Source organism: Cytobacillus dafuensis, assembly GCF_007995155.1.
In the GTDB taxonomy this organism is placed as follows: Bacteria; Bacillota; Bacilli; order Bacillales; family Cytobacillaceae; genus Cytobacillus; species Cytobacillus dafuensis.
Genome location: NZ_CP042593.1, coordinates 2,478,237 through 2,498,535, shown reverse-complemented (window position 1 = coordinate 2,498,535; position 20,299 = coordinate 2,478,237). Strand labels below are relative to the sequence as shown.

The 20,299-nt window shown below is 35.6% G+C and carries 17 protein-coding genes and 1 riboswitch; of the genes, 11 read left to right on the top strand and 6 right to left on the bottom strand.

Translation table 11 applies throughout. The annotated features are described in order from the left end of the window. Positions 1-93: 93 nt before the first annotated feature. Entirely contained in the window at positions 94-1,260 is a 1,167-nt protein-coding gene (gene metC / locus FSZ17_RS11825) for a cystathionine beta-lyase (protein WP_057770608.1), read from the bottom strand. Continuing rightward, on the bottom strand, positions 1,257-2,369 hold the full coding sequence (locus FSZ17_RS11820) for a methionine biosynthesis PLP-dependent protein (RefSeq protein ID WP_057770606.1): 1,113 nt from the start codon (positions 2,367-2,369) through the stop codon (positions 1,257-1,259). Before FSZ17_RS11820 ends, metC begins: the two co-directional genes overlap by 4 nt. Before the next feature lie 141 nt (positions 2,370-2,510). After that, positions 2,511-2,625, bottom strand: a riboswitch (SAM riboswitch). A 367-nt stretch (positions 2,626-2,992) separates the two neighbouring features. Between FSZ17_RS11820 and sucA the strand changes: the two genes are divergently transcribed. The 4 genes from sucA (at position 2,993) to FSZ17_RS23385 (ending at position 9,912) form a co-directional block, all read left to right on the top strand. Further along, on the top strand, positions 2,993-5,836 hold the full coding sequence (gene sucA, locus FSZ17_RS11815; protein ID WP_057770603.1) for a 2-oxoglutarate dehydrogenase E1 component: 2,844 nt from the start codon (positions 2,993-2,995) through the stop codon (positions 5,834-5,836). Between the two features lies 1 nt (position 5,837). Then, the gene (gene odhB / locus FSZ17_RS11810; RefSeq protein ID WP_057770601.1) at positions 5,838-7,079 is read left to right on the top strand and encodes a 2-oxoglutarate dehydrogenase complex dihydrolipoyllysine-residue succinyltransferase; all 1,242 of its coding nucleotides are present in this window, start codon (positions 5,838-5,840) and stop codon (positions 7,077-7,079) included. Between the two features lie 531 nt (positions 7,080-7,610). Beyond that, positions 7,611-9,764 (top strand): peptidoglycan D,D-transpeptidase FtsI family protein, encoded by a 2,154-nt coding sequence (locus FSZ17_RS11805; RefSeq protein WP_057770730.1) that lies wholly within the window; start codon positions 7,611-7,613, stop codon positions 9,762-9,764. Further along, positions 9,739-9,912, top strand: coding sequence for a hypothetical protein (locus FSZ17_RS23385; RefSeq protein ID WP_156416230.1), 174 nt, complete (start codon positions 9,739-9,741; stop codon positions 9,910-9,912). Before FSZ17_RS11805 ends, FSZ17_RS23385 begins: the two co-directional genes overlap by 26 nt. 18 nt (positions 9,913-9,930) lie before the next feature. Here FSZ17_RS23385 and sda read toward each other — a convergent pair whose 3' ends face one another. Continuing rightward, positions 9,931-10,065 carry a sporulation histidine kinase inhibitor Sda gene (gene sda, locus FSZ17_RS11800; protein WP_057770600.1) on the bottom strand — a complete coding sequence of 45 codons (135 nt, stop codon included), beginning with the start codon at positions 10,063-10,065 and terminating at the stop codon, positions 9,931-9,933. Positions 10,066-10,252: 187 nt separating this feature from the next. On the opposite strand from sda, the gene FSZ17_RS11795 reads away from it, so the two are divergent. The 5 genes from FSZ17_RS11795 (at position 10,253) to FSZ17_RS11775 (ending at position 15,502) form a co-directional block, all read left to right on the top strand. Further along, complete coding sequence (locus FSZ17_RS11795) at positions 10,253-10,819, top strand: hypothetical protein (RefSeq protein WP_057770598.1); 567 nt, start codon at positions 10,253-10,255, stop codon at positions 10,817-10,819. Between the two features lie 98 nt (positions 10,820-10,917). Further along, a complete protein-coding gene (locus FSZ17_RS11790) occupies positions 10,918-11,715 on the top strand; it encodes a VOC family protein (protein WP_057770596.1) in 798 nt (265 codons plus the stop codon). A gap of 176 nt (positions 11,716-11,891) precedes the next feature. Beyond that, positions 11,892-13,550 carry an AMP-binding protein gene (locus tag FSZ17_RS11785; RefSeq protein WP_267128909.1) on the top strand — a complete coding sequence of 553 codons (1,659 nt, stop codon included), beginning with the start codon at positions 11,892-11,894 and terminating at the stop codon, positions 13,548-13,550. 98 nt (positions 13,551-13,648) lie between these two features. After that, positions 13,649-13,852: a DUF6501 family protein gene (locus FSZ17_RS11780; protein WP_057770592.1), complete on the top strand. Its 204-nt coding sequence runs from the start codon at positions 13,649-13,651 to the stop codon at positions 13,850-13,852. A gap of 192 nt (positions 13,853-14,044) precedes the next feature. Then, the gene (locus FSZ17_RS11775; RefSeq protein ID WP_057770590.1) at positions 14,045-15,502 is read left to right on the top strand and encodes a pyruvate kinase; all 1,458 of its coding nucleotides are present in this window, start codon (positions 14,045-14,047) and stop codon (positions 15,500-15,502) included. Positions 15,503-15,570: 68 nt separating this feature from the next. Here the strand turns inward: FSZ17_RS11775 and FSZ17_RS11770 are convergent, their stop codons facing one another. The 3 genes from FSZ17_RS11770 to FSZ17_RS11760 form a co-directional block, all read right to left on the bottom strand. Further along, positions 15,571-16,146, bottom strand: coding sequence for a YhcN/YlaJ family sporulation lipoprotein (locus tag FSZ17_RS11770; RefSeq protein WP_057770588.1), 576 nt, complete (start codon positions 16,144-16,146; stop codon positions 15,571-15,573). A gap of 129 nt (positions 16,147-16,275) precedes the next feature. Continuing rightward, positions 16,276-17,070 carry a membrane protein insertase YidC gene (gene yidC, locus FSZ17_RS11765; RefSeq protein WP_057770586.1) on the bottom strand — a complete coding sequence of 265 codons (795 nt, stop codon included), beginning with the start codon at positions 17,068-17,070 and terminating at the stop codon, positions 16,276-16,278. A 25-nt stretch (positions 17,071-17,095) separates the two neighbouring features. After that, entirely contained in the window at positions 17,096-17,383 is a 288-nt protein-coding gene (locus FSZ17_RS11760) for a hypothetical protein (RefSeq protein ID WP_057770584.1), read from the bottom strand. 172 nt (positions 17,384-17,555) lie between these two features. Here FSZ17_RS11760 and FSZ17_RS11755 point away from each other — a divergent pair, with 172 nt between their 5' ends. Together FSZ17_RS11755 and FSZ17_RS11750 are read left to right on the top strand one after the other, a co-directional pair. Continuing rightward, positions 17,556-18,482: a lysylphosphatidylglycerol synthase domain-containing protein gene (locus FSZ17_RS11755; RefSeq protein ID WP_057770582.1), complete on the top strand. Its 927-nt coding sequence runs from the start codon at positions 17,556-17,558 to the stop codon at positions 18,480-18,482. A 298-nt stretch (positions 18,483-18,780) separates the two neighbouring features. Continuing rightward, positions 18,781-20,259: a nicotinate phosphoribosyltransferase gene (locus tag FSZ17_RS11750; protein ID WP_057770580.1), complete on the top strand. Its 1,479-nt coding sequence runs from the start codon at positions 18,781-18,783 to the stop codon at positions 20,257-20,259. Positions 20,260-20,299: the final 40 nt, after the last annotated feature.

The following is a 20,299-nucleotide window of genomic DNA, read 5'->3' as shown; positions in this document are numbered from 1 at the left end:
CCCACTTAGAAATTTATTCTTAACTCAACTTCTTGAAGTGGGGGTCTTACAGCCCGTTAATCTGCGATCAATTGAAACTTCAAAAATGGAGTTTTACACCTCGTTAATCAGTGATAAAGAAGATGTAAAATCACTGATTAAGTCATCGGGATTTTCCAATCCGACGGATAGACGGAGAAGTCCATCCGTAATTCCTCTGCTATGTCTTTCCTTTATTGTCATTGATGCATGAGACATTTTTGCAGGGTAGGAGAGGATTGATTCAACTGCTCCTAAGCTTACGGCAAATACAGGAATTTTTATGTTTGAAACAAACTCTTTAGCTGCCTGTTCGTTTTCAAGTTCAAATGAAATGACTGCACCAGGGCCATAAGCCTGTCTCATTTGGATTTGAAATTGCGGATGATCGGCAATTCCAGGGTAATATACTCGTTTAATTACTGGATTTTTTTGTAAAAACGATGTAAGTTTCCTTGCTGATTTCATAGATTGATCCATTCTGACATGTAATGTTTTCAGTCCACGCAGAACGAGCCATGCATCCTGGACTCCTAAAATTGCACCAAAAGAATTTTGTAAAAACCCTAGTTTTTTCGCTAGTTCAGTATTCTTTACAACTGCTAAACCTGCTACGACATCACTATGACCAGATAAAAATTTCGTTGCACTATGCAGTACTAAATCTGCTCCTAAAGTAAGGGGCCTTTGCAGGGCAGGCGTTAAAAAAGTGTTATCAACAAATGTTAATGCCTCATGCTCTTTTGCAATCGAAGAAATTGCTTTAATATCAGTAACCTTTAAAAGGGGATTGGAAGGTGTTTCTACATAAAACACCTTCGTATTTGGACGAACAGCCCTCTTTACAGCCTCTAAATCGGTCATGTCAACAAATGTGTACTCAATTCCATATCGTGAAAGAACCTTCGTGACGAATCGGAATGTCCCGCCGTACACATCTTCCGTAATGATTACATGATCACCTTGTGATAATAGGAGGAAGGCAGTGGAGATGGCTGCCATCCCCGAGGAAAAAGCGAATCCATGTGTTCCTTCCTCTAACTCCGCAATAACAGATTCAAGTGCCTCACGTGTAGGATTTAAACTTCGGCCATAATCGTATTTGCCAAATGTATTGAAATCGCTCTGATGAAAGGTGGAGGCATGTTGTATGGCTACGCTAACCGCACCTGTTAATGGATCAAACTTATGCTGATTATGTAGAAGCTTTGTTTCAAATGAATAGTCATTTGCATCACTCATATCGCCACCCCCTCCATGACTTTGGCAAATGCAATTTCTAAATCATGAATAATATCTTCTGTATTTTCTATTCCTACTGAAAATCGTAATAATCGGTTACATACTCCAGTTTCAATTCTAATATCCTTTGGTATATCAGCATGAGTCTGGGTAGCAGGATAGGTAATAAAGCTCTCAGCTCCTCCAAGACTTTCAGCAAATGAAATAAGGTTAAGGCTTTGCAAAAATTGATTTATCCATTCTTCATTTTTGATCCGAAAAGATATCATTCCTCCACGTCCTGGGTAGAGGACATCCGTAACTGCATCATGACTTGATAAATAGTCTACAATTTTCTGTGCATTTCTTTCATGTCGCTCCATTCGGAGGGCAAGAGTTTTCATCCCTCTCATAAGCAACCAAGAATCGAAGGGACTAAGCACCGCACCTGTCGCATTGTGATAAAGTGTAAGCTGCTCACATAAATCCTTTCCCTTAGCAACAATCAAGCCCGCCAATACGTCATTATGTCCGCCTATGTATTTGGTTGCGCTGTGGATAACAATGTCTGCTCCTAATTTCAAAGGCTGTTGTAAAATAGGTGTATAAAAAGTGTTATCAACAATAAGTAATAAATTATGCTTTTTAGCGAACGAAGCTACTTCTGAAATATTCGTTTGCTCCATTAATGGATTTGTAGGCGTTTCAATGAATATCGCTTTTGTCTGAGAAGAAATTTCCTTAGTAAGAACCTCTTCAGAGAAAGTTCGAATATATTTGCACTGCAGCCCCCATTTTTTGAAGCCTTGTTCAAAGAGTCTATATGTACCACCATAAAGATCTTTTGACACGATAAATTCATCACCGGATTGAAAAAGTGAGAGGAGGGTATGTATAGCAGCCATTCCAGAGCTGCATGCAAAACCTTGATCACCTTCTTCAAGCTCCGCAATTGCTTTTTCCAATAAAGCCCTTGTCGGATTACCAGTACGGATATAATCGAATCCAGTTGACTGACCAATCCCTTCATGGCGATAGGCAGTTGAAAAATATACAGGAGGATTAACAGACCCTGTAGCCGTTTCACTTCGATTGCCGATTTGTGCAAGTATTGTATCAACCTTACGCATCATGAACACTCCTTAATCAAATGAGTATTTTTTGCATTGAATTTCACTTTAATAGGTTAGTAAACTTAGTTTTTTTATAGATAAAAAATAAAAAAAGCCCTCTTATAAGAAGAAGACTTTTCAAAAGAAACAGCGCCATTCTTCTTATCTTTCAAGTTTTAAAAAAACTTGCAGGAATTAGCACCTTTTCAATCATATGTGATTGATGGTTGCTGAGGCGTCACTGGGCCTTACCCTCGACCTCTCTTGATAAGAAATTCGTATTCAATTTTTTTAAACTTTACACTATTACATTCTGAAAAGTCAATCCCTTCTGATAACTATTTTTTCTATACGAATTATAGAGGCAAAAATTGTAAGCGAAGAAGAGATAAAAGTTTATTGTCTAAATATTGTAATTATTTTATCAGAATAAGTTTTTTGTTTTTACATATACGAGGGAAATTTACACTATATGTATGTTTAAAACCTTTGAATTAGTCACTTTATCGTGATAAAATTGCATTGGAAATTATTTATCCCTGAAAAATAATATTATTCTTTTAATTTACATTTTATAGTTTTTTTGGGAGAGGTTAATGAGGAAATAGGTTTTTTCCAATACAGTGATGGAGGTTTTTTTCATGAAAAAGCCATTGAATGGTGAGAGGCCTTTTGATGAAGGTTTTTATGGCCCGAACCTTGGCTATGTCATCGAGTTATATGAAAATTATTTACAAAATCCAGAATCAGTAGATCCAGATATGAGAGCCTATTTTGATACAACTGGTTCACCAATTGATGTAAAAGCGAGCTCTCCAAAAGCAGAAGCTAGCGTCTCATATACATCAGCTAATCAATTAGAAAAAACACTGGCTGTTATCCGTCTGGCAGATAATATTCGATCTTACGGTCACCGAGCTGCAGATATATATCCATTAAAGGATCATAAACCTGAAAAAAATCTTTTTGAGCTTTCTCAGTACGGTTTAACAGAGGAGGATCTTCATTCACTTCCTGCAGGTGTAATCTGTAAGGATGCGCCTATTCCTCTAAAAACTTGCTATGATGCAATTGAATATTTAAAAAGTGTATACATGGATACGATCGCTTATGAATTTCATCATGTATATGATGAAAACGAAAAAGACTGGCTTCGCAGAAAAGTTGAAACAAGCAGTCTAAAACCTAAATTAAAAACGGAAGAAAAAACGAAAGTACTTAAGAGACTTACTGAAGTAGAGGAATTTGAAAAATTCATTCACCGAACATTTGTAGGACAAAAGAGATTTTCCATTGAAGGTCTTGACACGTTAGTTCCTTTGCTTGATGAAATTGTTACTGAATCCGTTACGAATGGGACAAAGACAATCAATATTGGTATGGCTCACCGTGGACGTCTAAATGTCCTAGCCCATGTTCTTGGGAAGCCATATGAAATGATTTTTGCTGAATTTCAGCATGCACCAAATAAGGAGCTAGTTCCTTCAGAGGGTTCAATTGGCATTAGTTATGGATGGACAGGGGATGTAAAATACCATCTAGGTTTAGATAAAAAAATTATAGCTGAAAACACAACCATTGCCCGTCTAACGCTAGCGAATAATCCAAGTCATTTAGAATTTGTTGGCCCAGTTGTAGAAGGATATACACGTGCTGCTCAGGATAAGCGTTCAGAAAAAGGATATCCAGCAGTTGATTATCGTTCTGCACTTTCAATTATCATCCATGGAGATGCTGCATTTCCAGGTCAAGGAGTTGTGGCAGAAACTCTCAATCTTGGGCAGTTAACAGGCTATAATACTGGCGGCTCCATTCATATTATTTCGAACAATACGATTGGATTTACAACTGAATCACGTGACTCACGATCAACCAGGTATTCAAGTGACCTAGCAAAAGGGTATGAAATACCTATATTACATGTGAATGCAGATGATCCGGAAGCTTGTTTGGCAGCCGCAAGATTGGCATGTGAATATAGAGAAAAATTTCAAAAGGACTTCTTAATTGATCTTATCGGATACCGTCGTTTTGGTCATAATGAAATGGATGAGCCAATGACAACGAATCCTTTGATGTATAAAATTATCCATACCCATGCAACAGTCAAGGAACTTTATAGTCAAAAGCTAGTAAGTGAATCAGCAGTTACTAAGGAAGCCGTTGCACAATTGGAAGAAGACGTAATTGTTAAGCTAAAAGCTGCCTATGAAAAGGTTCCTGATAAGAAAATTGATATCGAATCAATGAATACGCCAGAAATAGTAGAAAAAGGTCTTCCAAACTTAAATACTGCTGTCCCTTTTGAAACTTTGAAAGAAATTAATCAAGATCTATTAGCGTTCCCAGAAAAATACATTATTTTCAATAAGCTTGAAAAAATATTGAAGAGAAGACTGGACGCATTAGATGGTGATGGGAAAATCGACTGGGGACATGCTGAAACATTGGCATTTGCCTCTATTCTAAAGGATGGAACACCGATTCGTTTGACAGGTCAGGATTCCGAGAGGGGAACTTTTGCCCATCGAAATATCGTTTTGCATGATAATGAAACTGGAAAATCATTTTCACCGCTTCATTTATTACCATCAGCGAAAGCATCATTTGCGATTCATAATAGCCCACTATCTGAAACTTCTGTTCTCGGATTTGAATACGGCTATAATGTTTTTGCACCTGAAACACTAGTGCTTTGGGAAGCGCAATTTGGAGATTTTGCCAACTCTACTCAAGTCATATTTGATCAGTTTATCGCTGCTGGACGTGCAAAATGGGGACAAAAATCTGGACTTGTTATGCTGCTGCCACATGGCTATGAAGGACAAGGACCAGAACATTCAAGTGCTCGATTAGAGAGATTTTTATCATTAGCTGCTGAAAATAACTGGACCGTCGCCAACTTAACATCATCTGCTCAATATTTTCATATTTTACGCAGACAGGCAGCCATTTTGAATCGTGAAGAGGTGCGACCACTAGTCATTATGTCGCCGAAAAGTTTATTACGTCATCCTCTTGTTTCTTCAAGTGGCCTTCAATTAAGTGAAGGAGAATTCCAGCCTGTACTCGAGCAGTCATTACTTGGTAAGGATGTTGAAAAAGTAACACGTATCGTCTTGGCAAGTGGAAAAATGGCCATTGATTTAGCAGATAGTCTAAAAAGTATTGAAAATAAAGAATGGTTCCATATATTAAGAGTAGAAGAAATTTATCCATTCCCGATGAATACCATTGAAGAAATATTTAACCGTTATCCAAACTTGAAAGAAATCGTATGGGTTCAGGAAGAACCAAAAAATATGGGTGCATGGTTCTTTGTAGAGCCGAGATTAAAAGCAATTACAAAAGATGGCGTTGAAGTAAATTATGTAGGAAGACGTCGCCGTTCTAGTCCTTCAGAGGGGGACCCGGTTATTCATAAGATAGAACAGGCCCGCATTATTGAAGAAGCATTAACTCGTAAACATGAAGGAGGAAAATAAGGTGGCTGAAATTAAAGTACCTGAGCTTGCAGAATCGATTACAGAAGGAACAATTGCACAATGGTTAAAGAAACCAGGTGAATTTGTTAATAAAGGTGATTATGTTGTTGAATTAGAGACAGATAAAGTTAATGTTGAAATTATCTCTGATTTTTCAGGAGTATTAAAAGAAGTTAGATTCCAAGAAGGAGATAATGTCAATGTAGGCGAAACGATCGCTGTAGTTGATGAAAACGGTGAAGCGACTGGAGCTTCTGCTCAAGCTGAACCAGTACAAGAAGAAAAAGCGCAAGCTCCTGATGAAACAGTGAAACAGCCTGAGCAAAACGCAGCACTTCAAGTAGAAAACAACGAAACACAACGCCCAATTGCTTCACCAGCTGCTAGAAAAATGGCTCGAGAAAAAGGTATTGATTTAACACAAATTCCAACCGTTGATCCGCTTGGAAGAGTTCGTGCCCAAGATGTATCTTCCTTTAACCCGCAGCAGAAATCGGTACCAGCACCAGCACCGAAAGCTGCAGTACTGCAAGAATCTGGTAAGCCAGTAGAGCGCATTCGTATGACGCGCCGCCGCCAAACAATCGCTAACCGTCTTGTTGAAGTTCAGCATACAGCTGCAATGCTTACTACTTTTAATGAGGTCGATATGACCAATGTCATGAATCTTCGCAAAAAGCGCAAGGATCAATTCTTTGAAGAAAACGATGTAAAATTAGGCTTTATGTCCTTTTTTACAAAAGCCGTTGTTGCAGCCTTAAAGAAAAACCCGCTACTTAATGCTGAGATTCAAGGTGACGAAATTATTTTGAAAAAGTATTATGATATTGGTGTTGCTGTCTCCACTAATGAAGGCCTTGTTGTCCCTGTTGTTCGAGATGCCGACCGCAAAAACTTTGCAGAAATTGAAAAAGATATTATGGATCTTGCAGGAAAAGCAAGAAATAACAAGCTATCTCTTCAAGACCTTCAAGGTGGTTCATTTACAATTACAAATGGCGGTACATTTGGATCGTTACTTTCTACACCGATTCTGAATGGGCCACAAGTTGGAATCTTAGGTATGCATGCGATTAATCTTCGCCCTGTTGCAATTGATGCGGAAAGAATGGAGAATCGTCCAATGATGTATATTGCTCTTTCTTACGATCACAGGATCGTCGATGGAAAAGAAGCAGTAACCTTCCTAAAACGAGTAAAAGAATTAATTGAAGACCCTGAATCATTACTTTTTGAAGCTTAATTAATAGTACAGCTGTTTATTAAAGTTTCTCATCAAATGTATATTTTGCCATAGAAAAACTGCACTTCCAATTGTCAGTTGTGTCTAACAATTGGGGTGCAGTTCATTATTAAAAAGACGTTTAAAATAAATAATGTTGTCATGTAACAAGTTCGATTCAGAAAGTGCTATAAAATTTTGATTTTACAATAGGATAAGCCCTCTTATTTTGAAAGAAGATTAATCAAAATAAGAGGGCTATTTTTTTATTTCATTCATTTAAATAAAATAGTTTGATTATAACTTAATACAAGCTTTGAATTAGCAGCATTTCTATTATCTTTTAATACTTAAAACATCAGAAATTTTACCCCCTCAATCTGTTTTTCACTTTTTCAAATCTACATTAAGTGCTCATGTATAGGTTAGCAAACTCGTGCTTTTTTGATGTAACAATTTCTATATATAGAAATATTTAGTAATTTCTTATAGAATGAGATAAGGAAGAAACAAGTTAACTTTTTTTCAAAGGAGGGAGGGGGTCGATTGAAATTGAATAAAAAGAAAGAGAAAAAAAAGTCACATATTCCATTCCGCTTAAACCTTTTATTTTTGATAGTGTTTATATCGTTTTCTGTATTGATTCTTCGATTAGGTGTTGTTCAAATTGTGTATGGAGACGATTATAAACGGGAGATTGAACGAACAGAGGATGTAACCGTCAATAATCCTGTACCAAGGGGAAAGATGTATGATCGGACAGGAAAGGTGATTGTTGAAAACATTCCGCAAAATGCTATTACCTATACAAAGAACGCAGGAGTTAAGCAAGATGATATGCTTAAAGTAGCAAATAAGCTTGCTAAGCTCATAGAAAAGGATATTGATAAGGTTCAAGAGGGAGATAAAAGAGATTTCTGGATTATGAAAAATCAGAAACGAGCAGATAAAAAGGTTTCTGAAAAAGAAATTGATAAATTGAAGGAAAATTTTGAGGGAAAAGAATTAGACAAGAAAATTTACCGGTTAAAACGTGATCGCATTACTGAGGAAGAATTGAATGAGCTCACTGCAGAGGATTTAGAAGTTCTTGCCATATATAGAGAGTTTTCAACTGGATATGCCTTGACACCTCAAATTGTAAAAAATAGAGATGTAACGCCTGAAGAATATGCATTTGTAAGTGAAAATCTTAAGTTTCTTCCTGGTGTTGATACGACAACAGATTGGGAAAGATACTATCCTTTTGAATCAACATTAAGGTCTGTTCTTGGCAAGGTGACAGAATCTGATGAAGGTTTACCTGCTGAGCAGCTGGAGTATTTTTTAGCAAGGGATTACAGTCGAAATGATCGGGTAGGAAAGAGCTATATTGAACAGCAATACGAAGAGGTTCTGCACGGCCAAAAAGCAAAAGTCAAAAATGTAACGGATAAAGCAGGCAAGGTTCTTGAAACGATTCCGATCACAGATGGAAAAAGAGGTCAGGATCTTGTACTAAGTATTGACATGGAGTTACAACAAGCAACAGAAAAGATTATTGAAGAAGAGTTAAAGAAAGCAAAAAATATTAGTGGTACTTCATTGCTGGATCGCGCCAATGTTGTTATTATGGATCCACGCACAGGAGAGGTACTTACAATGGCAGGCAGACAAATTGTTAAAGATAAGGAAACAGGCCAAGAAGTAATGCAGGATGATGCACTTGGCAATATTTCAATGGCATATAACGTCGGTTCAGCAGTTAAGGGAGCGACGATCATGACGGGGTATAATACTGGGGCAATCAAGCCAGGTGATAGATATGTAGACACTCCGATGATAATTCATCAAACACCTGTGAAAAAGTCATGGAAACCCCTTGGTGTTGTTAATGATCTTGATGCACTAAAAAGGTCCTCGAACGTTTATATGTTTCACATAGCTATTAACATTGGAGATGGTAAGTACATACCTAATGGCACCTTACCATTAAATCTTGAATATGGGTTTAAAACAATGAGAGAATCTTTTGCACAATATGGCCTTGGTGTGAAAACCGGAATTGATCTTCCGAACGAACAAATTGGATTTAAAGGTCAAGCTGCAAACCCAGGTTTACTTCTGGACTTTTCCATTGGCCAGTATGATACGTATTCAAATATGCAGCTAGCTCAATATGTTTCTACTATTGCTAATGGTGGCAATCGAATGGAGCCTCATATTGTAAAATCGATTCACGATCCATTAATGGAAAATGACGAGATCGGTCCAATTGTACAAGAAATTTCTCCGAAAGTTCTTAACCGCGCAGAAGGGATGGAAGAATGGTTCAAACGAGTTCATGATGGATTTCGTAAAGTTACACAGGAGGCTGGTGGAACAGCCTATGGTTTTTTTGGAGACAAGAATTATAACCCTGCAGGCAAGACAGGTACTGCCCAAGCATTTTATGATGGACCTGATAAAGAAGAAAAATTCGGCAAAGAGCTTCATGAAGTCATTAATTTAAGCTTTGTTGGCTATGCACCAGCGGATGAACCGGAAATGGCAATCGCAGTTATTGTACCTTGGGCATATGACTCTGGGAAAGGCCATAATATGAATCTTGAACTTTCAGAAAGAGTTATGGATACTTATTTTGAACTAAAAAAACAGCGGCATATGGGAAATGAAAGTGCTGAAAATACAGGTGAAATAAATGAAAGAAACGAAGACGGTCTTTGAAGATATAAAAGAAAAGGCAAAAATAGCACTTGAATGTGAAGTAATAGCTACTTTCTTAAAAAAAATCTCCATTAAAAAAGCATCTAAGGAAAAACGTGTCAGTTTCCTTAGATGCTTTACTTTTAAAGACTTATCAACAGCCCATTGAATTATTTATTTATTAATACTACTTTGCTTTTATTGGCTTTAAACCTCTTTTTTTAATTTCCATTTTTAATATCTGAATCCATTCTTTCTCCGAACCAGACTTCAATGCATCACGATAAGAGACGACCAACTGTTCATTACTCATAATCTTCATTTGCATTACCTCCTGTAGAATGGAATGAATATTCTTTCTATTCACTCCATTGTAAAGGTTTCCTTCCGTTTTGAAAACAGTAAATTGTAAGAATAGAAAAAAAAGGACTTTCGAACCTTATAATAGCAGGTAAAAAATGGTTTACTTTATAAATATTAGGAATTATCTATCTGTTGGAGGAAAATCTATGAAATTAGTAAAATCTATAGGTTACGTACTATTTTTGTTAGCTCTTGTTGCTGGCTGTTCCCAAGAGACAAAAGTGACAAAGGAAGAAGTCAAGCTAGGAGAGAAAGAACAAGAGGATACAATTAAAAATAAGGAAAACGAAGCAGAAAATAAAGAACAAGAGGAAGAAAAAGCAGAAGCGTATGAGCCTGAAGAAACGTTTGAAGAAATTGCTTTCCAAAATGTTGATTGGTTTTTTGGATCACCTAAATTACAGCCAAAGGGAGGAATTTGGGTATATAATGCTGAAAAGCATCCTGGTGAAATCGAGGAAACATTCGAGTGGGAAACAGAAGATGTATTGCTAGTGCAAATTAATGATCCAAATTATAAAAATCATGGATTAACGTTAAAAGGCTTACAAATTATAGATAATGAAACTGTGAAAATAGTGGCATCATTCGAACCATTAGAGGATGAAGATAAGACACCAAGAAGATACGCAAAAATTGATAAAGGTGCTCTTGATGGCAAGAAATTTGTAATTGAGGATGAAAAAACAGGAGAAGCAGTAAAACTAAACTAGAGAGCAGACATGCTCTCTTTTTTTTGCCAATTAAAAGTAGTCATTCATTCTGAAAACTTGTATGATAATTGAAACAAGGCTATTAAAGGAGAATTCACATGGATTTACAACTCGATCATCTTGTTCATTTTATAAGTGATCATCCTAATAAAGCGGTAATGGAATGGAAAAAGCTCGGCTACAAAGCAGTAATGGGTGGTAGCCATGAGAGTTGGGGAACATTTAATAGTTTACTGTATAGTAGTACCTCTTACATCGAATTTATTGCAGTTGAAAATCAGACAATTGCTGAGCAATCAGATAATCCTCTTATAAAACAATTAATCACAGATTTAAAAAATAGGGACGGGATTGGACAAATTTGTTTTCGAACGAAGGATTTAGTCATGATGAAGGAGCAGCTAAATAAAAAAGGAATAACCACTTTCCCTATTTTTCCTGGAAGCAGAAAAAGGCAAGATGGCTCCATGATTAGATGGAAAATGCTTTTCATTAAAGAAAAAGCTTCATTCCCATTCCCATTTTTTATTGAGTGGGAGCAAAATGATGAAGATCGTTTTATTGAGCTTAAGGCCCTAAGTGTGACAGACAAAAAATTAGAAAATCATTCTGTCAAATCTGTATTTATCGCTTGCTATAACGCAGAAAAGACTGCAATGGAATGGACAAGACTATTTGATTTTCCAATAATTAATAATAATTTCGTTGTAAATTTTTCTACAAAAAGCATTGTCCTTCAATGTGGCTCCACAGAATTAATCTTTTGCGAGTCTCTAAATCAAGAGGGAATTATTCATGAGACATTAAAATCACGTGGTGAAAGACCATTTTTTATCCAATTTCAACCGATGTTATTTGAAAAGCCAATCTCAGTATTCCATTCGCATTATCAGTGAATACGTATTTATGTATCGTGACAAATTGTCACGATTTTTCTTTTTAAAATAAAAGGATTAATATATGAAAATATTGAATATTCAGGTTAATGTGTTAACATAAAATGTAAGCGGATTTTAACCATCAACTACATATAGCAAACTTCTTAGGATGGCGTCATATTTTTTTAAGGGGGATAACTATGGCAGATTTACTTCATACAACTGTAGGTAAGCTACTCGAAGAAAAAGCAAAGCTTCATCCTGAGCATGAAGCTGTCGTCTATTCAGATAGAGGACTTAGGATGACATATAAAGAATTTGATGACTATTGTAGAAAAGCAGCAAAAGGGTTAATGAAACTTGGGATTGAAAAGGGCGAGCATATTGCTGCATGGTCAACAAATACCCCTGAGTGGCTTACAAGCCAATTTGCAACTGGGAAAATGGGAGCTGTGCTTGTAACTGTCAATACTAATTACCGTACTTCAGAGCTAGAATATTTGTTAAGACAATCAGATACAACAACTCTTATATTAATGGAGAAGTATAGAGATACTTCCTATATAGACATGCTGTATGAAATTGTACCAGAACTTAAGACAAGTGAGCCCGGTCATCTAAAAAGTGATAAACTGCCATACTTAAAGAATATCATCATCCTAGGTGATAAACATTTTCCTGGTACTTATAATTGGGATGATCTATTAACAATGGGAGAATCTGTTTCTGATGAGAAGCTTGATCAAAGAATGAATCAGCTTGATCCAGATGATGTAATCAATATGCAATACACTTCGGGTACAACTGGTTTTCCTAAGGGTGTCATGCTAACTCATAATAATATTGTGAATAATGGGTTCAATATTGCAAACTGTATGCAATTAACAAAAGAGGATCGGTTATGTATTCCCGTACCATTCTTTCACTGTTTTGGCTGTGTTCTTGGTGTTCTCGCATGTGTATCTGTTGGAGCTACAATTGTTCCCGTACAGGAATTCAGTCCAAAAGAGGTTCTAAAAACAGTACAAAATGAGAAATGTACAGGTCTGCACGGGGTGCCGACAATGTTCATAGCTGAGCTAAATGATCCGGAATTTAGCGAATATGATTTATCAACACTTCGAACAGGGATTATGGCAGGTTCAAATTGCCCAATTGAAGTAATGAAGGCAGTAATTGAACAAATGGGCGCTAGTGAAATTACTATAGCATACGGGCAAACAGAATCATCGCCAGTTATCACTCAGACAAGAACCGATGATCCTATTGAACTTAGGGTTGAAACAGTCGGGAAAGCATTGCCGCATGTTGAGGTGAAAATTGTTGAACCCGGTACAAAGATTGAAGTTCCCCGTGGAATTCAAGGTGAGCTTTGTACTAGAGGTTATCATGTCATGAAGGGATATTATAAAAATCCCGAAGCTACGAAAGAAGCAATTGATGAAGATGGCTGGCTCCATACTGGAGATTTGGCTGTCATGGATGAAAATGGCTACTGTAAAATTACTGGTCGATTAAAGGATATGATTATTAGAGGCGGAGAAAATATTTATCCTCGTGAAATCGAAGAATTCCTTTATACCCATCCCAGCATCCTTGATGTGCAAGTCATTGGAGTTCCGGATTCAGTCTATGGGGAAGAAGTTGTCGCTTGGATTATTTTAAAAGAAGGTGTAAACATTACAATTGATGAAATTCGTGAATACTGCAAGGGAAAAATTTCTCGTCATAAAGTCCCTAGATATATCGAATTTATCGATTCTTACCCGATGACAGCATCAGGTAAAATTCAAAAATTTAAATTGCGTGAACAAGCTCAGCAATTCATTATTAATTCGGATTCTCATCATTAAACTTAATTGTTAGCCAATATAAATGAAAAGAATCATCTTGCAGCCACCAATGAAAATTCTTTATACTAAATATATTAAAGAAAAAGGAGTGGCAACTATTGATACACCATAATTGGAATGAGAAACCTTCTTTAAAAAAAGTAAAATGTGTTCATACAGATGCGGCTAAATATATTGTAAATAGAGCATTAACAGCCGGAAAAGAATATGAAGTTAAAAATGAAACAGAAGAATTTTATTTTATCATCGACAATACAGGAAAAGTCGGTGGCTTTTATAAAGATTATTTTCAAGAAGCTTAAATACGTTTAAAGAAAAACTGTCAGCTTATCGTTGACAGTTTTTTTACTGGTTAGGGAACATTAAATGGTTATACAGTCATTATTATAGTGAAGTACGAAATAAAAATATCGAAGTTACTCTGCACTTCACCATTTACACACCCATTCCATATACTGATTTCTAAGGTATACATATAGAATGGTGGTGTGTGAATGAAACCGAATGATTCCTTAATTAATACGCTTTCTGATATCCAAGATGAAATTGAAAAAATATGTTTACCTTTTATTAAGGAAAGCTCATCAGCAATTTTAAGCTTGTCAAATTTAATCGCATATCTTTCATTAAGGAATAGGGACCAGAGCGAAATTCAAATAAATCTTTTACAAGAAGGACTTACACCCATTCAGGATATCCATCCCCATGTACAATATTCCATACAGAAAATGCTTAATAACCTAAATAAAGAAGATATTCATATAAACGATTTGCTTGATACACAGCTTTCAAATCAGATTAAAGAAGATCGTGTAAATAGATTATTCGGATTTAAAACGCCATCAATTATGGTCACTCTGCATTCTTCAATGATCGACAATCCCGAGATAATAAAGGATTTGCTTTACCATGGAATGAATATTGCGAGGATAAATTGTGCACATGATTCCCCACAAATATGGAAAAAGCTTGTACAACATGTAAGAGACGCGGAAAGAGAGATTGGCCGAGACGAACCAAAGTGTAAAATTCATATGGAATTAGCTGGCCCAAAAATTCGAGTAAAAAAGATTTTTGAACCTGAAAAATCTTCTGCATTGGATGAAAAACCATATTTCAAAGTAATGCCTGGAGACGATATTACGATCATTAAAAAAAATCATACCTTAAATTCATTTAGTGAACAAACAAAAGTGATATCAATCAATGCTACAGGTGCTTTAACTAATGTTCGGTTAAAAGACAGAATTTATTTTCATGATGGGAAAATAGTTGGTGAAATTAGTTCAATAACGGATGACTGGGTTAGAATAAAAATTTTAAAAACAAATAAAAAAACGGCAAAGCTTCGTGAAGAAAATGGAATAAACCTACCTGATTCCTTTGTTCACTTTATTTTATCAGCGATAACAGAGGAGGATTTGAAGAATCTTCCTATCATATACGATCTATCAGATAGTATTGGTCTTTCATTTGTACATTTCCCAAGAGACTTAGCAAAGTTTCGAATGCATTTAGACTCCTTACCGCATAAGAAAATCAGTGTAATTGCAAAAATCGAAACAAAAGAAGCAGTCCAAAATCTTTCAAAAATTATTATTGAAGGCTTAGCGTTTGATTCTTTTGGCATCATGATTGCGAGAGGTGATCTTGCTGTTGAGTTAGGATTAAATCAATTGGCCTTCATACAAGAGGAAATTTTAAATATATGCCGAGCGGCACATATCCCAATCATTTGGGCGACTGGTGTTCTTGAAAATCAAACGAAAAAAGGGATGCCTTTACGTTCAGAGATTACAGATGCATATATGGGTTTAAGAGCAGATTGTATCATGTTGAATAAAGGAGAATTTATCATTGAATCAGTCAAAACTTTAAATGATCTTATTCTTATGAAGCAATCTATAACTAGCCGATTAGGAAATAAAACATTTATCCAGTATGGTTTTTAATGAAAATGAATACATGATATTAGGCATCCCTAAGTCCAAAACACGACTTAGAGATGCCCATTTATTTATTACTTATTATAATGGGTAGGGAAGACTCGCTGTACGGTATTCGTAAATTCATCATATAAGCCTTCAATCGGTTTTCCATTTCGAATATCATTTGCATAATTCGTCATTCGATCATAGAAATCGGGGTTAACAGATACATAAACATCGTTAATGCTCTTATCAGCAGCCTTAACTTGATCAGCAATTTTACGTTCTACATCAGAAGATAATCCCTTATTATTATCCACGAGACGCGCAGCAACATATGCATTATCATCGGTCACAACCACACTTGCTCGGTCTACCTCTGGCAATGCAACAATTTTATCCACTGCACGATCTGCAACACGCATCTTCGAAGGTTGATTTCCATCATTATTTCCAACCGGAGTTAATCCATTACCTGTTCGCCCATTATTATTAATATAATCATCGTCATTTGTTAATGGATTATTAACTCTTGTCGGATTTGTCACATCTCGATTATTGAGTGCTGTATCATTTACATTATTTTTTGCATTATCGTTATTATTAACTCCGCAAGCTGATAGCATTAAGGTTGTTAAAGCTGTAGCCAGCAATGCTTTAGTTTTCATGAAAAAACCTCCTTTATTGATGAATCATTTATTATAATTCCAAAATAAAAAGAAGGTATTCATTCTTTTTTTATCCAACAAAAGAGATTGAAAAAGGAGCATGGCATTTGCCATACTCCAATATTTTCACTATTTTTGAATTGTTTGTGGTTGTTTTGATTTTTCCGAAATAGTGGAAGGGTAGAGCTTTCGTCCAATCAATGTTTGAATGGTTAGGAATATACCACCAACAGTCCAGTAAAGCGGGAGTGCTGCTGGTGCATTTAAAGATACCATCACAATCATTATTGGAGATAGCAGTCCCATAAATTTCATTTGCTTTTGCTGTTGAGCAGGCATTGTATATTGAGAAACTTTAAATTGAAAATAATAGACAATTCCAGCTGCAGCAGTGATCCATATATCTGATTGACCTAAACTAAACCAAAGGAATGAATGGGAAGCTATTTCCTCTGAGCCCCTTATAGCATAATAAAAACCCATTAAAATCGGCATTTGTATAAGAATTGGCAAGCAGCCCATATTAAGAGGGTTAACACCATGTTTCTTATATAAGCCCATCATTTCCTGCTGTAGCTTCTGCTGTTCCATTTTGTCCTTTGTTGCCTTTAATTTCTTTTGAATAACGTCCATTTCTGGCTTTATAACGTCCATTTTTTCTTTCATATTTCTTTGATTTTTGTATTGCTTTAGCATTAACGGCATGAGCAGCAATCTAATTCCAAGTGTAATAACGATAATCGCAATTCCATAATTATCATTAAAAATAGTAGCTACTCCATGTATTAACGAAGTAAAAGGCTCAACTAAATAATTTTGAAAAAAGCTTTCATTATTTTGACCACTTTGTCCTGAACATGCAGAAAGTAGAAGAGAAACCATTGAAAGCATCATTATCATTAAAAAACTATTCTTTTTTTTCATTTTATAAACTCCTCCTATTTTTTATTTAATATAGAAAGGAGTATCTGCTATCAGGATCATCACCTGGACCGTCTTTTTTCCTTACGCATTTTGCTATCCAGTTTAATAATGGATTCCTTTGAAGATAAGTATGCATTAGCAAAAGTGGATTAATTGTAAATGCATCTATATTATTAGTAGCATTTAAAGAATTAATAAAATGATATTCAATATTCCATACCCATAGGAACTTTACGATGAGGCTAAGCATAAAGCTTGCATAAATCGTGTATTCAGTTGGAATATTTGATACATCAAGAAGAAAATCTAACATTTACTCACCTCTGAATTAAAGGGCAATGGATATATTATATAGGAATTTTTTAATTCAAGCAATTGAGAAACCAATCCATATCTAACAATTTCTGATTTTATTTGTTGTACGAAGAATAAGGAAGGAATAGAATATACTATGGACTTACTATTTCATTGAACGGTGTGGTATTTTGTCTTTTCTAAATCGTAAAAATGTTTATAAAGTGGCAAAGATATTCGTTCCATTTCTTATATTATTTTTGATTGGATTTGAAGCACAAGGGTTATTTAAGGATTTCAACTGGGATTTAATTAATCATTATTTGGACAGGTTATCGATTCAAAACATCGTTATGATGTTAATTATTGGATTGATTGCTTTGGTTCCAATGTATTTTTACGATGTGATTCTATTAAACCTTTTTCATGTGAAATTGCCGAAAAGCAAGTTACTATTTTACTCTTTATCTGCGAATGCTTATTCGAACTTAGTTGGTTTTGGCGGAGTGGCAGGAGCTACCCTAAGATCTTATTATTATCGTAGGTATGTACCGGATACTGTGCCTTATATCCGAATTATTGCAAAGCTTTCACTATTTTACTTAACTGGACTTTCCATTTTTTCTTGGATCGTTATTTTCTCTAATTTGCATGTTTATAAAGAAATACCTTTGATAAAATTAGCTGTTTGGGCAATTGCAGTTTATACCCCCTTATTAATGGTTTTATTTTCATTCAGAAAAAAGTTTTGGAGCCTGGAGAATTTAAAGAAAGGCTATATTTCTGAATTAATAACAATTTCTATTTTTGAATGGTTGTTTGTAGGTATTTGTATTTGGGGAATTGCTCATTTATTAGATGTTGCTATCCCATTTTCAATCATATTTCCGGTTGTTATCATTTCCGCGTGTGCTGGAATTATTAGCTTAATCCCCGGTGGCATTGGATCCTTTGATCTTGTCTTTCTCATTGGGATGGAAACGCATGGGATTCCTGCAGAGGTAAGCTTGTTGATTATTATGTTTTATCGCCTTAGTTATTATATTTTTCCTGTACTGATTTGTACGCCATTTGTTTTCTATCAATTTTGGGGAAATCGTAAAACAAAGCATATATAAAGTGAAACTTCCATCAGCGGGGGGTTTTTTTATCCCCCACTGATGGTTAGTTGAACCAATCGGGTTTTTACGGGCAGTTGTCCCCCACCTATCTTCCTCGCTTCAATCTCAATGTTGTGGTGGGGGTCTTACTGCCCGTTAATGCGGGATAAAGGCTGCTCATATGGGCAGCCTCTCTATGTTTCGTGATTTTGGTCCGGATTAGTTTGCCTCATTTTTTAAGCAATTTTCGGGTATTAAAAGATCAACAGGGGTAAAATGTGTATAAGTTATGCTTTAGCTTTAGGAGGTTCTATTTATGAGTACATCATTTTCAGATGATAGCCTGACTTTACATACAGATTTATACCAAATCAATATGGCGGAAACTTATTGGGCAGACAATATTCATAATCGAAAAGCCATTTTTGAATTATATTTTCGGAAGACGCCTTTTGGAAATGGCTTCGCGATTTTTGCTGGATTAGAACGTGCCATTGAATTTATTAACCAATTTCGTTTTACTGAAAGTGATCTTTCCTATTTGAGAGATGTATTGGGCTATGAAAAAGACTTTCTTAATTATTTAAGCACGCTCACTTTTACTGGCTCCGTTCGTTCGCTAAAAGAAGGGGAGCTTGTTTTTGGTAATGAACCAATTATGAGAGTTGAAGCACCTTTGGCACAAGCACAATTAATTGAAACAGCCCTTTTAAATATCATTAATTATCAAACATTAATTGCCACAAAAGCCGCTAGAATTAAAGAAGTCATTGGTGATCAAATGGCAATGGAGTTTGGAACTAGAAGAGCACAAGAAATGGATGCAGCCATTTGGGGAGCAAGAGCAGCATATATAGGAGGCTTTCAATCTACTTCGAACACAAGAGCTGGAAAAAAGTTTGGTATACCCGTTTCAGGAACTCATGCCCATGCTCTTGTTCAAGCATATCAAGATGAATATACAGCATTTCTAAAATACGCAAAAAGACATAAAAATTGTGTCTTTCTTGTTGATACATATGACACATTAAAATCAGGTGTTCCTAATGCTATAAAAGTCGCTAAAGAACTTGGAGATAAGATAAACTTTAATGGTATTCGTCTTGATAGCGGAGACCTCGCTTACTTGTCGAAGGAAGCAAGAAAAATGCTTGATGAAGCTGGTTATCCTGATGCAAAAATAATTGCTTCAAATGATCTAGATGAATATACGATCATGCATTTAAAAGGTCAAGGAGCAAAAATAGATACATGGGGTATTGGAACAAAATTAATTACTGCTTATGATCAAGCAGCTCTCGGTGCAGTCTATAAACTTGTTTCGATCGAAAACGAGGATGGAGAAATGATTGACACAATGAAGATAAGCGGGAATCCAGAGAAGGTATCCACGCCTGGATTAAAGAAAGTATACCGTATTATTAATAATGAAAATCAAAAATCTGAGGGAGATTATATAGCTTTTGAAGATGAAAGCCCACAGGAAGAAGAACGATTAAAGATGTTTCATCCTGTCCATACGTACATCTCGAAATATGTTTCAGATTTTAAAGCAAAAGAGCTTCATAAAGATATTTTCCTAAATGGACAACTTGTCTATAAAATGCCAAAATTAATTGATATTCAACAATTTGCAAAAGAAAACTTGAATGTGCTCTGGGATGAATATCGTAGATCCTTGAATCCAGAAGAGTATCCAGTCGATTTAAGCCAAAAATGCTGGGATAATAAAATGCATCAAATCCAATCCATCAAAGAAAAAATAAAAAAATCAAATTCCAATATGGAAACTTAACAAAAACTAAATAAATACTACGGCAAAGGGAGCTGAAAAA